At 57.6% G+C, this 15,065-nt stretch carries 14 protein-coding genes; 9 read left to right on the top strand and 5 right to left on the bottom strand.

Annotated features, from left to right (window positions below):
• Positions 1-21: 21 nt before the first annotated feature.
• Positions 22-894: a glycosyltransferase family 2 protein gene (locus tag VCK47_RS17430; RefSeq protein ID WP_322892193.1), complete on the top strand. Its 873-nt coding sequence runs from the start codon at positions 22-24 to the stop codon at positions 892-894.
• Here VCK47_RS17430 and VCK47_RS17425 read toward each other — a convergent pair whose 3' ends face one another.
• The 5 genes from VCK47_RS17425 to VCK47_RS17405 form a co-directional block, all read right to left on the bottom strand.
• Positions 895-1,785 carry a glycosyltransferase gene (locus VCK47_RS17425; protein WP_322892192.1) on the bottom strand — a complete coding sequence of 297 codons (891 nt, stop codon included), beginning with the start codon at positions 1,783-1,785 and terminating at the stop codon, positions 895-897.
• Between the two features lie 153 nt (positions 1,786-1,938).
• The gene (locus VCK47_RS17420) at positions 1,939-3,009 is read right to left on the bottom strand and encodes a hypothetical protein (RefSeq protein WP_322892191.1); all 1,071 of its coding nucleotides are present in this window, start codon (positions 3,007-3,009) and stop codon (positions 1,939-1,941) included.
• Between the two features lie 29 nt (positions 3,010-3,038).
• Positions 3,039-4,130: a hypothetical protein gene (locus VCK47_RS17415; RefSeq protein ID WP_322892190.1), complete on the bottom strand. Its 1,092-nt coding sequence runs from the start codon at positions 4,128-4,130 to the stop codon at positions 3,039-3,041.
• 14 nt (positions 4,131-4,144) lie between these two features.
• On the bottom strand, positions 4,145-5,260 hold the full coding sequence (locus tag VCK47_RS17410) for a hypothetical protein (RefSeq protein ID WP_322892189.1): 1,116 nt from the start codon (positions 5,258-5,260) through the stop codon (positions 4,145-4,147).
• A 409-nt stretch (positions 5,261-5,669) separates the two neighbouring features.
• Complete coding sequence (locus VCK47_RS17405; protein WP_322892188.1) at positions 5,670-6,797, bottom strand: DUF418 domain-containing protein; 1,128 nt, start codon at positions 6,795-6,797, stop codon at positions 5,670-5,672.
• A 77-nt stretch (positions 6,798-6,874) separates the two neighbouring features.
• Between VCK47_RS17405 and VCK47_RS17400 the strand changes: the two genes are divergently transcribed.
• The 8 genes from VCK47_RS17400 to VCK47_RS17365 all read left to right on the top strand — a co-directional run bounded on the left by VCK47_RS17400 (position 6,875) and on the right by VCK47_RS17365 (position 14,927).
• Positions 6,875-7,453 carry a TetR family transcriptional regulator C-terminal domain-containing protein gene (locus VCK47_RS17400; RefSeq protein WP_322892187.1) on the top strand — a complete coding sequence of 193 codons (579 nt, stop codon included), beginning with the start codon at positions 6,875-6,877 and terminating at the stop codon, positions 7,451-7,453.
• A 213-nt stretch (positions 7,454-7,666) separates the two neighbouring features.
• Positions 7,667-9,316: an amidohydrolase gene (locus VCK47_RS17395; protein WP_322892186.1), complete on the top strand. Its 1,650-nt coding sequence runs from the start codon at positions 7,667-7,669 to the stop codon at positions 9,314-9,316.
• Between the two features lie 74 nt (positions 9,317-9,390).
• On the top strand, positions 9,391-10,500 hold the full coding sequence (locus tag VCK47_RS17390) for an ABC transporter ATP-binding protein (protein WP_322892185.1): 1,110 nt from the start codon (positions 9,391-9,393) through the stop codon (positions 10,498-10,500).
• Positions 10,500-11,396 (top strand): ABC transporter permease, encoded by an 897-nt coding sequence (locus VCK47_RS17385; protein ID WP_322892184.1) that lies wholly within the window; start codon positions 10,500-10,502, stop codon positions 11,394-11,396. The genes VCK47_RS17390 and VCK47_RS17385 overlap by 1 nt, the downstream gene beginning before the upstream one ends.
• Positions 11,389-12,192 (top strand): ABC transporter permease, encoded by an 804-nt coding sequence (locus VCK47_RS17380; RefSeq protein ID WP_322892183.1) that lies wholly within the window; start codon positions 11,389-11,391, stop codon positions 12,190-12,192. The genes VCK47_RS17385 and VCK47_RS17380 overlap by 8 nt, the downstream gene beginning before the upstream one ends.
• Positions 12,193-12,221: 29 nt before the next feature.
• Positions 12,222-13,250 (top strand): extracellular solute-binding protein, encoded by a 1,029-nt coding sequence (locus tag VCK47_RS17375; protein WP_322892182.1) that lies wholly within the window; start codon positions 12,222-12,224, stop codon positions 13,248-13,250.
• A gap of 57 nt (positions 13,251-13,307) precedes the next feature.
• A complete protein-coding gene (locus tag VCK47_RS17370) occupies positions 13,308-14,474 on the top strand; it encodes a serine hydrolase (protein ID WP_322892181.1) in 1,167 nt (388 codons plus the stop codon).
• Positions 14,475-14,558: 84 nt separating this feature from the next.
• Complete coding sequence (locus tag VCK47_RS17365) at positions 14,559-14,927, top strand: LysE family transporter (RefSeq protein WP_322892180.1); 369 nt, start codon at positions 14,559-14,561, stop codon at positions 14,925-14,927.
• Positions 14,928-15,065 lie beyond the last annotated feature (138 nt).

The following is a 15,065-nucleotide window of genomic DNA, read 5'->3' as shown; positions in this document are numbered from 1 at the left end:
GAAGTTCAATAGGTGGCACACATGCACGCCTCCGTTATTATCCCTACCTATCAGGACTGGTCCAGACTTCAGACCTGCCTGAACGCTCTTGCCGCGCAGACATTGCCGCAGGACGCGTTCGAGGTGATTATTGCCAACAATGATCCAGCAACGCCACTACCCGATAACTTTGCGATCCCGCAAAACGCTCGGATCATCGATGTGATTGAACCTGGCTCTTATGCGGCACGCAACGCCGCGCTGCAAATTGCCAATGGGCCCATTTTGGCCTTCACCGACGCCGATTGTATCCCTGACCCACAGTGGCTTACTGAGGCAGTAGCGTTTTTCGATGCACAGCCTGAAATCCAGCGCATTGCTGGCAGCATACACCTTTTTGTAGAAGACGGTATATGGACCGCGGCTGCGCTTTACGACCGCACATATATGCTCAGGCAGGATAAGTTTGTGTCAAAGGGCAAGGCAGCAACGGCCAATGCCTTTATGCGCCGGGAGGTGTTTGACGCGGTTGGGCCATTTGATCCAAAGCTGCTGACGGGTGGTGACCACGAATGGTCAATGCGGGCCGAACAGGCGGGGTATGCGCTTGGCTATTGTCCAGCAGCAGCCGTCAGACATCCGGCACGCAGCCGATTCGCGCAGCTCCTGCGCAAAGCGCGGCGTTTTGCAGGCGGGACAATCGCAAACAAGCGCGCAAAGGGCCAACGCATCATTCTGCCCCATTTCGATAACCTGCTGCTTCCGATCCGTCGCGGGGTATTGCTGTTGCGATCAGACGATCTGACACTTTGGCAGGCAATCCGCGTATGGGCCGTGCTTTACGCAATTCGTATCGCGATAGTCGGCGAACAAGTGCGATTGACTGTTTTTCGAGGTGAAGCGGAACGACGCTGACTACCGAAACGATTCAGACACGCGGTAGCCCAGATAAAACGCAGCGAGCTTCAGCCTTGTTCTTTTTTGAGGTGTTTTCGACAAGGCGTTTCGCGCCTCCACACCCCATCCTGCCCGCAGGGCATGTTTGATCCACCGCGCATAGATAAATTCTGAAGCGCCTGCATCATGCGCCATAAGCTCGCGATGGGTTTCCGCAATCAGCCGAAATGCTGTGGCGCGGTCCGCAGACTTCGTGCGGCTGGTCACATTCTTCATTTCATCGTTGTTATGCGGATAGACGACAACCCCCGGCTCGGGCGAAAACCAGCCCCGCAACTCAGAGGCGTAAAGCCGACAGCAATATTCCGTGTCAGAATTGGTTGCGAGCCGTTCGCATATCGCGCCCACTGCTTTATACGCATCCCGCTTCATCCAGAAGCCCGCACTGAACGGGAATGTCCGACGCGCGAAATCGGTACGGGCGGATACAAACCCATGCGGCAACCCACGATCTTCAATCCGACAGGTGCCGCTATCCGCTTTGGCATATTTTCTGGCGGCGAACCCAAAATCCGCCCCGTCGGCGATGGCCGACGTCAGAATGCGGTCGTAATAGTCCGGCAAAACTTCATCATCGTCATCCAGAAAGAACAGCACGTCTCCGGTTGACTGCTCAATTCCCCTGTTGCGTGCCGGCGAACCCCCGCCGCCTGCGGGAACGTCATTTCTGACCACCCGGATGCGCTCGCACAGTGCATCCTTAAGAACCTGTCCCGCCGGAATATCGCTCGCATCATCCACTACGACGATTTCCGCCTTGCGCGGTAAGCCAGCCAAAGCTGATGAAACAGCACGCAACAAAAGTGATGGACGGTTACGGGTGGGGATTATGATCGAACAGCTGGTCATGCATGCCCCGCTGCACTTGTTTCGTATCGCGGCTGACTCGAACGAGGCAGCTGGCTTAGTTTTTTGAACCTAAGTGAGTTTTTTAGCACTCCGCGCACCGTCCTTCAACCCAGGATGGTACAGCGTCACTTAGGCGGGAAATCGCCTTTTGGGTTAAGCTCGTAACTTCCTTAATCGGTCTTTCCAGACTTGCCACCTTGAACGCCCGCCCGCCAATGCTTTCAAAGCTCTCGCTTCAAGCAGATCACGCCTTTGTTTGTTGACGGTGCAAGCGTCTTCCACGGACTGAATTATAGGCACATCATCGCCGGGGTCTTGCCCGACGAGGCTATAGTCGATGTCCTTAAAGTGAATGTCATACTGATCACGAAGCCCGATAAGATCAGTGTTCAGTTTCGTGATATATGCCGCGACATTCTCATGGAGTACCGGCTTAGTCGGCTCTGGTATTCTCTCGTCCAACCTCTTGACGACTTTGGTAAGCCGACGCTGCGCCTTTAGGCTGGCCATGTCAGAAATTGCAGCGTCGGGTGCCAGTCGATGAAGAACTGACATCGCCTCGGCAGAGATGGACGTATTTTCCTCTTCCACAGAAAACTGTGGCACCAGTTCAGGATGTCCGATCCACTCCGCAAAATCTGAAACCACATCGTAGTTGATCAATCTGTCGCGCTGAAATGCGCGTAGCTCTACCTCAGTGCCTAGACAGTCTTGAAGCGCCGCAACTGCATCGAGCCTCCTATACTTGCTAGGCTGCTTCAACAGACGTGCCCCCTTAAGTCGTTGTTGTTGAATTGACAGGTAGTACAAAGTCGGGCTTCGCACATACCCTAATATTCGGGGTGGGTCGTTCGAAATCCGCTGCACAAATTCTCTCATTTTCTCGGGCCGAGCATTCAAAAGGGAACCGAAAAGTCCCTCCGAACTCAATATAACGGTTTTTGGCCTCGCCTTGGCGACCTGTTCAAGAACGGACTCACATTCCCTAATGGATGTTTGAAGCGCCTTTTCTTTGGTGCCCCCAAGCCGGGCATTCAGAACACTATCGTCCGTATAGTCATAAATGGCTGGCCCCAGCACACGGTGATTAAGTTTCGTCAATTTTGTCTGTGGATAAAGGACACCTCTCTCAAGCAACCAAGGTCTTGCAGCAGAAAGGGTATTCTGAATCGAGGTTGTGCCGGTCTTTGGGTGGCCGATGTGAAGTATTAACTGCGGCTTCAACTGAGTCTGCCTTTTTGCTCTAAGCTGTTTCAAGGACCGAGATACGGACCATCCGTAGGGACCGACGTTATGAGTTCAGCGAACTCAGGTGCCGCCGTACCATAAAGCTCATTCAGTTTGCCAACAGTCGTCAGTATAGCAAGATTTCGTGACTGGTGGCGCTCTTTGTGTGCGTGCTTGCGCTCTAAACCGTTGCCGCCCGACGAAAGGCGAAACACAGCTCCGTGGGTATAGCGATACTTGTATTTGTCACCAACGCGTTGTTTCTGGCTTGGCATCCACGGCGGCTTCGGCCAATTTTGCCAAGCGCCGGGAACACCCAAATTCGACAACAAAGCTGTTTTGCATCGAATACCATACGGGAACCTCTCATCAAAAGCACCCTGTGCCGTACAGTGGAATGCGATCTGCGGCTCTTCGGTGCTTTTTGGATCAGGCTCCAGCCGCCCGAAATCGCCGTTGTCTTCCAGCCTGTGCATAGGGACGATCTTGTAAGCGGTGAACGGCCTGCTCTGACAGTCCTTGCGAAACTGTTCGAACGACGCTTCGGTGAAAACACAGTTTCCGTCCAGTACAGCCGTCCACTCTGCGCGTTCCTTGCCTGCCGTGATCCCGGCATTGCGTGCACCGTTCACTCCCATAGCGTAGCGCATTTTGGGGCCGCAGGCCCATATTTTCATGCGCATTTGCATTTGACGACCGTGCCCGAAAAACTCGGGCGAACTAAAAAAATCTGCTGAACCGAAGGGTTCAATATCCCAACCCAATGCGGCGTATTCGTCGGGAACAAAGGGCAGAACAAGCGCCTCTGCGTCATGATCTGCGATCAGCTGCAGGGCCTCACTTTGTAGCGCTTGGTCAAACAAACGGTTCAAGATGAACAGTTTGATAACGCCGGGAAACTTCGGTTCATTCTCAAGGATGAACCGCAAATTATTAAGCATTTGCCCTTCGACATGTCGGGGATAAAGGTCATTTCCGATCACGCGGGCGATCATGATGGTGCCCCGCAAGTTGTCAGGCACATCGGGGCGTTTGTAACCCTTCAGCAAGGCAATTTTTTGCTTCAACCGAAGCACTAGATCCCGACGGAATCTCTTCAAATATCCTTTGGGAGTCATGTAGAATCCTCGCTTTAGAACCGCAGAAGCGATTTGATCTGTTGAAACAGGCTGGAAGGCTTCTCTGATAGCATCAGAGCCCGGTAATGGTCCAATGTTCTATCGAAGTCATCAGGCATAAAAATTGCGGCGCTCTTAGAGTAAACCTCGAAGTCTGACTCGAAAAGTGCTGGGCGAGAAAGGCGAGAAGCTAACGTTGCGTTACTCGCAGCAAAGTTTTCCAAAAAGGCAGCGGCGTCATCTGCGATTATCTTCCGAGGTGGACCAGCCAGCTCTTCTTCAATTTGACGCTTCAGTTTTCTAAACGCCTCGTTGCGCCGCCCCGAGGGCAAATGCGACGGGAACTCTGCATTCAATGCTGAAATGATGTATTGCGCCGTCAGGCTCATGGAGCTGTTTAGCGACAACGCGTTGGTGCTGGTCTCCAGTTGAACATGCAGGAAACTGCCCATGCGGGACGCCGTATCCAGCCTGCGACCATTGTCCTCATAATGCCAGATATGAAAGTTCTTTGCCGGAACATGGTTTTTAAACCGCTCTAGCAACGCAGCATAGTCATAGTAGTGTTCGAAATCGGATATGTGTCGATGCGGAGGTAGAGCGACATAGGCATGCGCGTGGATGTCTTCAAAAACATCATCGACGCCCCGATGACCCGCGCGTATTGCTGTGCTGAATCGACTGACCGCAAGTTTGTCCTGGCGGCGAAGCACTGCAATGATATGCACTTCGTCGACATGGTCAGCAAAGTAAGAAAACAAGCGGTCAATTTCTGTCGGAGTGTGCAGGCGACTATGGATCAGCTCGGAACTGAGCAAGAGCGTATGCCAGTCTGGCCCCCCGGTCATCTCCCGGAGCAGATCCGTGCAAAAATTCGACCTCAGCGCCGGTTCATCCTCGCGTCGGGCAGCCATGATGTGTGCCTTGGTATTGTCGACCACATGGTCATCGAGAGAGGCCGCTACTAGTCTGGTATGGTTCTTTGATCCTGCCGACAGAGGGTACAACACGCCCGCATCCCGAAGCACGCCACGGTTCGACGCGAGCAGTTGCTGTAAAGAGGTTGAGCCGGTTTTCTCAGTCCCAATATGCAAAACGGCGCGCCGTCGAGAAGTTGTGCCACTACTCATTTAAGTAAAGAACTCCTTCTAGGCTAATTCGACCTCGGCAAGCGTCAGTTCAATACGCAGCAAGTCGCTTTCTTTCACTTCCAGATCAAGCCCTAACTAGTCCGCGATTGACGTTGGCCCCAACTTTTACCCAGCGCGAGCGAGACTCCGAGTTTGAGTTTGAGTTTGAGCTTTGCCGTTTTCGGCGGGTTGGGCAGCTTAGACAGCGCAGCCGACCTTGGTGCATCACGCAGCGACTGTCGGCTCTCCGCCTCCTCGGGACGGGGGGGCAGTCTCGCTGCCAGTATCGGCCCAGAGTTGACGTGCATCGTAATGAGCTTTTTGTACTACCGCGACACCGAAGCTGCCTTTGGTCCGTTCTGTAGCATTCTCCAATTGTAGATAGTCGAGCCTTCGTTCCGGCTGCTCCTCACGTTCGGGAACCGGACCTGCTCAATCTTCTGACCACCGCGCGCAGGGCGGCGTCGAGCGGGCCTCGCTCCCAGTTTCGCCGCCAGAGTGTGGCGGCGAGCGTGACAGCCCCCCAGATCAGAAACGCCACGCCCAGAAGCGCTGCATTCCCAAGCGTTCCGAACAGCCCAAGCCCCCAGCCGTGGAACAGCGCGCCCGCCAGAAGCCCCTGCGCGACATAGCCTGTCAGCGGCATCGACCCGGCCGGGGCCAACAGGCCCAGCCGCGGCGTCAGGCGCAGCACCGCAACGACATAGACTGCGGCCAACGTGGGGGCGCCAAGTGCAAGCGCCGCATAACCAAGGGTCGTGGGCCAGCCGGCAGAGAGTATCCCCAAGGTCGCCGCTGCATAAAGTGCGTTGGTCGGCAGGGCCACCGCCAGCAGGACAGGCACCCGTGCGGCAAGCGCGCCTTGCACTGGGGCTTCGGGCTCAAAAAAGCCAGCTTTTTGCGCCGCCAGACCAAGGCAAAAGGCCCCGAAGGCAAGCGGCCCGTTGAACAGCACGACAACCGCCATAGCGATGGGCCAGTCGGCCATCCGCTGCATCACCGCGTCCATGAAGCTGCCCTGATACCCCAGCCCGCTCAGGTCGACAGTGCCTTGGGCCATGTCTTCGGCAGAAGCGTCAAGAAGCGCGAGTGCCGCAAATGCCAGAGAAGCCAGTGGCACCATCGCCACTGCGATCTGGGCAAGACGGCGGGGGGCGGTTTCGCGCAGCGCCCAGAGCCCGGCCCCCAGAACGGCATAGGCCAGCAGGATGTCACCGTGAAAGACAAGCACCGCATGCGCGACCCCGAACAGCCCCAGCGCGATCAGACGCGCCCGGTATTGCGCTGCTGCAGGCACCCCGGCACGCGCGGCCGAGGCCAGCTGCACACCGAACCCCCAGCCAAACAGGAAGGAAAACAGGACAAAGAACTTGCCCTCGACTAACAGGCTGACAATGGCCTTGCCGATCAGATCAATGACGCCGTCAGGGGATTGAAGCGCCGCCGCCATGGGCAGCGCCAGATGCGGCAGGTTGACGATGCCGATGCCCAAAAGGGCAAAGCCGCGCAGTATATCAACAGAAGAGGAACGAGTCATAGGGTGATTCCTGATTGAGCATATGCTCAATTTACTAGTCATTGAGCATATGCTCAACCCGTGATATACGGCCAAACATGACCACCGACCGCCGCGCCGCCATCCTTTCCGCCGCCGCAGACCTGATCCGCGAAAACGGGGTTGCGGCTGTTCGCACGCGCGATGTCACCGCCCGCGCAGGCGTCGGCATCGGGCTGCTGAACCATTACTTCAAATGGGGTGAACTTCGTGCCCTTGCGGCGGCGCAGGCACTCTGGACCGAGATTGACCGCGTCGCGCCCGATGCGCCGACGCCGGACCGGCAGCTGCATGTCTTTCTGGCTCGCGCATTTGGCGAAGACGCCGACCCGCTCTGGCGGCTCTGGATCGAAGTGACCGACCTTGCCATGTCCGACCCCGACATGGCGCGCGCGGCCGAGGGCTGCGCCGAGGGCATTCTCGACGAACTGGCAGCCATTTTGGAACAGGGCGCTGCCAAAGGGCACTGGCACTGCCGCGTACCCCGTGCGTCGGCTCTGCGCATCCTTGCGTTTCATGACGGGCTGGTCGGTTTTGTGCTCACAGGCCTGCCCAAACTGACACGCGCCGAGGCCGCAGAGCATCTCAACCGCTTCGTGGCGCTGGAGCTTGGGCTGCCATTGCTCGAGACCAGCTGATGTGGGCAGGGCCGCACGAGTCGGATATCAGCGGCCAGCCGCTGTCACCTGCATTTCTGGCATGGACCGGATGTGATGGGCTGACTGCGAATAGGACCGGAAGGGCTGCGAACGGTCTTCGATGAAGGCCATCCACGATAGTTCGGTTCGATAACTGATAGACCCAGCAAAGCTTGCCCGTTACGCTTTTCTCGACACAATGAAAGAAGCCGGATGTCAGCCACTGTTCTCATTATCAATGCACGCGTTCTGACGATGGACCCGGATGCGCCCGAAACCGACGCTGTTGCGATAGCAGGGGACCGGATCTTGGCGCTGGGACCAGAGGCGATTGCTGCCGCCGGACCAGAGTGTCAGCGGATCGACGCAAATGGCGCGACCGTCTTGCCCGGCTTCATCGAAAGCCATCTGCACCTGTTTATGGGCGGGTCGGAACTGGCGCATCTGCAGTTGCTGGATGTGGCGGGGCCGGATGCCTTGGCCAAGGCCATCCACGATTATGCCGATGCCAACCCCGACCGGCTGGTGATCGTCGGGCAGGGCTGTGATTATGGTATTTATGGCCGATCCCTGACGCGGCACGACCTTGATGCGATCCTGCCGGACCGACCTGTCTGTCTGTTGGCCGCGGATCATCACACGGCTTGGGCCAATACAATGGCGTTGGAGATGGCTGGTATATTGCATGGCGCAGAGCTTGGGCCGGGCAACGAGATCGTGATGGAAAACGGCATCGCCACAGGCGAATTACGCGAATTCGAGGCGAAAGCGCCGGTGCTGAAACTGGCAGGCGAAAGCCGCATTATGGCAGGCATCGCGACCGGCCGCGATCCGGTGCCCTATCCGACGCAAGCCGAAATGCTGGCCGATCTGCCCGCGATGGAACGTGGCCTCGCGCATTGCGCGCGGCACGGGTTTACCAGCCTCGTGAATATGGACGGTAATCGCTATACCTTGGACGTGCTGGACCATCTGCGCCGTGAAGGTCGGCTGACCGCGCGCGTGCGGGTGCCGTATCATTTCCGCAATAACCATGAAATCAGCGATCTGGACACCGCCAGCGCGATGCGCGCGGATTACGACGACGATTGGTTGTCATCGGGTTTCGTCAAACTGTTCATGGATGGTGTCGTCGACAGTGGCACGGCCGTCATGCTCAACGACTATCCCGACCAACCCGGCTGGCGCGGTGATCCTTTGCACAGCGCCGAACGCTTTGCCGAAATCTGCATCGAAGCCGACCGGCGCGGCCTGCAAATCGCGGTCCATGCGATTGGTGACGGTGCCGTGCGCCGCGTGCTCGACGGATACGAGGCGGCGCGCAACGCCAACGGCGCGCGCGATGCCCGCCACCGGATCGAACATATCGAACTGATCGACCGCGCCGATATTCCGCGCATGGCCGATATGGGTGTGGTCGCGTCGGTGCAGCCTTCGCATCCGCCCGGCGCGATGGATTTCCCGCTGTTTCCGACCCTGGACAAGATCGGGCGTGACCGCTGGAACGATGCCTATCTCGTGCGCAGTCTGCGCGATGCGGGGGCGCCGATCGTTTTCGCCTCGGACTGGCCGGTCGCGGATGTGAACCCGCTGCGGTCCATTCAGGCGGCGGTGACACGCCAACCCTACGAGGGCGCGCAGGACGAACGCTTGTCTTTGCGCGATGTGCTGGCGGCCTATACGATTGGCGGGGCCTATGCCGAACATGCCGAGGATCGCAAAGGTATGCTGCGTCCGGGGTATCTGGCCGATGTGGTGATTTTGTCGGGTGATATCGAAGCCGTGCCGCCTGACCAGATCGCGAGCCTGACTGTGCAAAAAACAATCTGTGGTGGCAGAGTCGTCTGGGAGAACGCAACTTAGGTCTGACGAGATTGCGAAAGACCTTGAAAGACCCGCCGCCCAGGGTTTGACTGTCGGTTAAAGGAGTCGTGCCTTTGGTCACAGATCAGCAAAATCATCACGATGAAATCGAGATTGTGCGAGTCGGCAAGGTCTTTGGACAAGGCGACACAGCCTATCACGCACTGATCGATATCGACCTTGCCATCCGCAGCGGTGAATTCTTCACGCTGCTTGGCCCGTCAGGGTGTGGCAAAACCACCTTGTTGCGTGTGATTGCAGGATTTGAACACCCCAACAGCGGCACGTTGCGGATCAAGGGTGTAGATGTCGCGGGCCAAGCCCCGAACCAGCGGCGCGTGAACACGGTTTTCCAGAACTACGCGCTGTTCCCGCATCTGACCGTGGCGCAGAATATCGGCTTCGGCCTCAAGATGCTGGGGCGCCCACGCGCCGAAATCGCCGCCACGACGGACGAGATGATGCATCTGGTCAAGATGGACAGCATGGCTGCGCGCAAACCCGCTGAACTGTCAGGTGGTCAGCAGCAGCGTGTCGCGCTCGCCCGCGCCTTGGCCCCGCGCCCCAATGTGTTGTTGCTGGATGAACCGCTTAGCGCGCTGGATCTGAAGTTGCGCAAGGAAATGCAAACTGAACTGAAACGCCTGCAGGTGGAAACCGGCATCACCTTTGTCTTTGTCACGCACGATCAGGAAGAGGCGCTGACCATGTCCGACCGCATTGCTGTCATGCAGCAAGGCCGTATTCTTCAGCTTGGCACCCCGCAAGAGATCTACCATGCGCCTACGACACGTTTCGTGGCCGATTTCATCGGGGAAACGAATGTCCTGAACCTGCAGGTGGTTGCAGTGCAAGGCAACAGCGCCGAACTTGCGCTTCCCAGCGGTCAGGTCGTGTCCGCCCGCTTGGCCGCAGGTCTGGTGCCAAAGCAGGGCGACACCGTGGCCGCAGTCATCCGCCCGGAGCAAGCCACGCTGACCACACCAGATGCAGGCCACATGCCAGCAACCGTTCATAACGCGGTGTTTTTCGGCACCGACACACATATCCATCTGACGCTGGCGGACGGGCAGCCCTTTATCTTGCGCAGGCAGAATAATGCAGGGCTGTCTGATCCAGAGCAGGGATCGCAGATTGGCGTCACGCTTGCGCAAGGGGCTTTGCAGATTTTGAAAGGGGATTGATGAACCGCAGCACACATGGCTGGAAATGGCTGCTGGTCAGTCCCGCATTGCTGGTGCTGGTCTTTGCCGCGTCAGGCCCGCTGCTGATTGTTGCGGTCTATTCATTCCTCAGCCCGGGCAACATGGGCGGCGTCGCATGGGAATTTTCGACCGAGGCGTGGTTTCGCGTCTTTTTCAAACGCGACATCTTTGAACCGGAGAATGTGGCGCTGAACGCCGATTTTCTGGCGGTGTTCCAGCGCACGCTGTGGCTGTCGTTTCAAACGACAGTGATCTGCGCGCTGCTCGGGTTTCCGACGGCCTGGTTCATCGCAACGCGCCCACCGCACAGGCGGATGATCTGGCTTTTCCTCATCACCGTGCCGTTCTGGACCAACCTTCTGATCCGCACCTTTGCCATTCAGGAACTGATCCGCAACAACGGCACGATCAACACGCTGTTGCAATGGCTTGGCATCACGTCCCGGCCCATCGACATGATGTATACCGACTTCGCCGTCTTGATGGGGATGAGCTATGTCTTTCTGCCGCTGATGGTGCTGCCGCTTTACGCCGCGATGGAAAAGCTGGACTTCCGTCTGGTCGAGGCGGGCTATGACCTTTACGCCAGCCGGATGCAGGTCCTGCGGCATGTCATCCTGCCATTGGTCAAGCCGGGGTTCATCGCTGGCTCTATCCTTGTCTTCATCCCCTCCATCGGAGCCTATGTCACGCCGAGCGTTCTTGGCGGCGGCCGGTCGATGATGGTGGGTAACCTGATTGCCTTGCAGTTCGGGCAGGGGCGCAACTGGCCATTGGGCGCGGCTCTTGCCATGCTGCTGTTGGTGGTCGTGGTGACCGCCTTGATCTTCTATCTGCGGGTCACCAGCCGCGAGACGGGCGAACGGCATGGCTAACCCAGCTTTCGATGTCCGCCGCCTGCCCGGCTTTGGCACTGTCGCGATCCTGACGCTGGCCCTGCTATACCTGCCGATCGTCATGCTTGTCGTGTTTTCCTTCAACGAAGCACCATCCCAATCCACATGGGGCGGGTTTTCGCTGAAATGGTACGAGGCGGCGTTTAACAACAGGCAGGTGATCGAAGTGTCGATCCGGTCGCTTTGGCTGGCATTGGTGGCAGCGGGAATTTCGACGTTTCTGGCGACACTGGCAGCCCTTGCCACAACGCGGGTAGGCCGGTTTCCGGGCCAGACGATGATTTATGCGCTGATCAACCAGCCATTGATGGTGCCCGAAATCGTCACCGGCATCGCCCTGCTGATCTTCGTGGCGTTTCTGAAGGTGCAGACCGGCTATACTGGCATGGGCTATCTGGTGCTGGCGCATACCGCCTTTTGCATCCCCTTTGCCTATCTGCCGATCCGCGCGCGATTGGAAACCATGGACCTGACGCTGGAACGCGCCGCCGCGGATCTTTACGCCACCCCGGTCAAGACCTTCACCTATGTCACCTTCCCCTTGCTTGTGCCGGGGATCGTGGCAGGGTTCATGCTGGGTTTTGTCGTGTCCCTCGACACCGTGGTCATCACCGAATTCGTGAAATCCGCCGGTCAGGATACTTTGCCGACGTATATGCTCGGCCAGTTGCGGCGCAGCATCACCCCCGAAATGAACGCGATTGCCACGCTGTTTCTGGCGCTGTCGCTTGTCGTGGTCAGCCTGTTTTTCCTCATCACCCGTAAACGGGGATAAATCCAACCGCAACCAAAGGGAGACGATCCATGAAAAAACATATCGCAACAGGTCTTGCGGCCTTGCTGGCGACAACCAGCCTTGCGGGTGCGCAAGAGGTAGTGAACCTTTATAACTGGGGGAATTACACCAGCCCCGAACTGATCGCCAAATTCGAGGCTGAAACCGGCATCAAGGTCAATGTCACGGACTACGACAGCAACGACACTGCCCTTGCCCGCATCCGTCAGGGTGGACACGGCTTTGATATCGTCGTGCCGTCGAACACGTACATGCAAACATGGATCACCGAAGGTCTGGTCGTGCCGCTGGACCGCGAGATCGTCACCAATATCGGCAACATCGCCCCTGAATGGGTGGATGTGGAATTCGATCCGGGCCGTGAATATTCGGTGCCGTGGCAGTGGGGCACAACGGGCATCATCGTGAACACCAGCGTCTTTGAAGGCGACATCAATGATGCCGGCCTGATCTTCAACCCGCCGCCGGAATTGCAGGGCCAGATCAACGTGATCCCCGAAATGTCCGACGTCATGTCGCTTGCCATCTATTACGCTGGTGGTGAATCCTGCACCAATGACATGGAGGTCATGCGTGAGGTCCGGGACATGCTGGTCGAGGCCAAACAGCATTGGAAAGCGCTGGACTACGGCACTGTCGACGCCCATGTTGCCGGTGATTTCTCGGCCGGGATTTACTGGAACGGCTCGACCATGCGGGCGCGGTTGCAGAACGAGGATCTGGCCTATGGCTATCCCGCAACGGGCTATCCGATCTGGATGGACAGCGCGGTGGTACTGGCCGATGCGCAGAACACCGAGAATGCGATGAAATTCATCAACTTCGTGCTGGAACCGGAAAACGCGGCCATGATCTCGAACTTCGCGCGTTATGCCAATGGCATCACCGGATCTGAAGAGTTTATGGACGAGGTGATGCGCGAAGCCCCTGAAATCGTCGTCGCACCCGAACTTGCCGCCGCAGGGCGTTTCAGCCCCGCCTGTCCGCAAGAAATCAACGATCTGCAAACGCAGATCTGGACCGAAGTCCTGCAATAAACCAGCAGCGGGCGCGTTCGTTTGACGGACGTGCCCGCGCATAACGCGGGATTTTTGATGCCAAGACTGATTGAAACACACGGCTTCGCCCGCGCAGATGCCCACCTTGGAAACTGGCGCACGCGACCTTACAGCACGTGGGCGTTCAGCCATGTGAATGAACTTGTGCCTGTCGCGCGGATTGCGGCGCAGAACGTGCAGCGAGGCGAGCAGAGTTTTCCAGATGACAGCTTGCTGGACGAACTCATCACGGTGTCACACGGCCCCGAAACAGTTGGCGATTTTCTGACCCGTTCGGAAACCGACGTTCTGCTGGTGCAGCGTCACGGGCGCACCATTGCAAGCTGGCATGCTCCGACCTGCGACCCCGCTCTGCCGCATATCGTTTTTTCTGTCACCAAATCGGTCACCGGTATCCTGTGTGGCATCGCACAGCACATGGGCCTGCTGGACCCGGACCGCACAATTGGCGATTATCTGCCCGAAACCCGCGCCGGTGCCTATGGTGATTGCCTTGTCCGCCATGTGCTCGACATGCGTGTGAGCCTTGATTTTCAGGAAAACTATCTGGACACGCAAAGCGACTACGCCCGCTATCGGCGCGCGATGCTCTGGAACCCGACAAACCCTGATGACCCGACCGAAGGACTGGCCCCGCTTCTGGCAGGGCTGAAGAAAGGTGCCGCCCCGCATGGTGGGCCGTTCGCCTATCAATCGCCCAATTCAGATGTCCTCGGTTTGTTGCTGGAACGGGTCACCGGTGAAAGCTATGCCGATTTCGCCGCACGGGTGCTGTGGCAGCCGATGGGCGCGCAGGACGATGCCTTTGTCACCGTTGATGCTTTCGGGGCGCCACGCGGCGCTGGTGGATTGCTGTGCACCGCGCAGGATCTGGGACGGCTGGGCGGGCTCATGCTGGACCCGCAGACTGTGTTGCCAAAGGCGTGGCTGACGGAAACATTGTCCGGGGGTGATCGCGCCGCGTGGGACCAAGGTGACTTTCGCGATTTCATCGAGGGCGGGTCCTATACCAATCAATGGTATCGGCTAGGGCAACCGCATGATGCGCTGACCGCGATCGGTATTCATGGGCAGTATCTTTATGTCGACCGCAGGTCCGCGATCGTCATCGTCAAGCTTGGGAGCCAGACGCTGCCTCAGGACGAGATTTTGGACTGTCAGAATATTCTATTCCTACAGCAGTTGATCGGGACGTATTCGTAACAGAGAACCAACGGGCCCTTGTCGCCGCAGTAGCGCGGCCGAGAAGCTGCGCAATGTCGAAGAAATGCCGGGTGACTGTTCACGTTGCCCTATGTCGAACGACCTATTGCGCTGGCAGGTGCAGCACTACTGTTCTGGCTCGCGTGGCAAAGTTTTCGTGACGCAATTGGCCCGGTTCCAGAGTGCGACCCGTCAGCAGGAAAGTCAGGGTCTGCTTTTGCCGTCGGTGCCGCACTATCGCTCTCAAACCCGCTAAACATCACCTACTGGGCTGCACTCGGGGGCACCGTCACCGCACTTGGTGTAACAGATCCCGGTTGGACTGTGTTCGCTGTTTTTCTTTCAGGCTTCATGCTGTCATCCGTTCTCTGGTTTTTCTTCTGTGCTGGTCTCATTGCCGTTATGAACGTGTTGACCGACGATTGGTTACGCTTTGGCGTCGCACTTAGATAAAAACCGACGTCCAAACAGCTTGCAGCATGATTTCGTGGGCTCAAACTGGGATTTCGCCGCGTTGACGACAAAGCCCGCTACCGGACATGACCCCCCAAGCCCTGTCTGGATAATCCGCATCAAGGCGCGGGCCTTGCC

Source organism: Yoonia sp. 72 (assembly GCF_034652275.1).
GTDB lineage: Bacteria > Pseudomonadota > Alphaproteobacteria > Rhodobacterales > Rhodobacteraceae > Yoonia.
The sequence above is the reverse complement of the archived record's forward strand: the minus strand, read 5'-3'. Positions and strand labels throughout refer to the sequence as shown.

Coding starts and splice junctions, on each gene's coding strand:
- VCK47_RS17425 (WP_322892192.1), bottom strand. CDS start 1,785: ATGACCAGCTGTTCGATCATAATCCCCACCCGTAACCGTCCATCACTT.
- VCK47_RS17415 (WP_322892190.1), bottom strand. CDS start 4,130: ATGACTCCCAAAGGATATTTGAAGAGATTCCGTCGGGATCTAGTGCTT.
- VCK47_RS17380 (WP_322892183.1), top strand. CDS start 11,389: ATGGCTAACCCAGCTTTCGATGTCCGCCGCCTGCCCGGCTTTGGCACT.
- VCK47_RS17400 (WP_322892187.1), top strand. CDS start 6,875: ATGACCACCGACCGCCGCGCCGCCATCCTTTCCGCCGCCGCAGACCTG.
- VCK47_RS17410 (WP_322892189.1), bottom strand. CDS start 5,260: ATGAGTAGTGGCACAACTTCTCGACGGCGCGCCGTTTTGCATATTGGG.
- VCK47_RS17375 (WP_322892182.1), top strand. CDS start 12,222: ATGAAAAAACATATCGCAACAGGTCTTGCGGCCTTGCTGGCGACAACC.
- VCK47_RS17430 (WP_322892193.1), top strand. CDS start 22: ATGCACGCCTCCGTTATTATCCCTACCTATCAGGACTGGTCCAGACTT.
- VCK47_RS17405 (WP_322892188.1), bottom strand. CDS start 6,797: ATGACTCGTTCCTCTTCTGTTGATATACTGCGCGGCTTTGCCCTTTTG.
- VCK47_RS17385 (WP_322892184.1), top strand. CDS start 10,500: ATGAACCGCAGCACACATGGCTGGAAATGGCTGCTGGTCAGTCCCGCA.
- VCK47_RS17370 (WP_322892181.1), top strand. CDS start 13,308: ATGCCAAGACTGATTGAAACACACGGCTTCGCCCGCGCAGATGCCCAC.
- VCK47_RS17395 (WP_322892186.1), top strand. CDS start 7,667: ATGTCAGCCACTGTTCTCATTATCAATGCACGCGTTCTGACGATGGAC.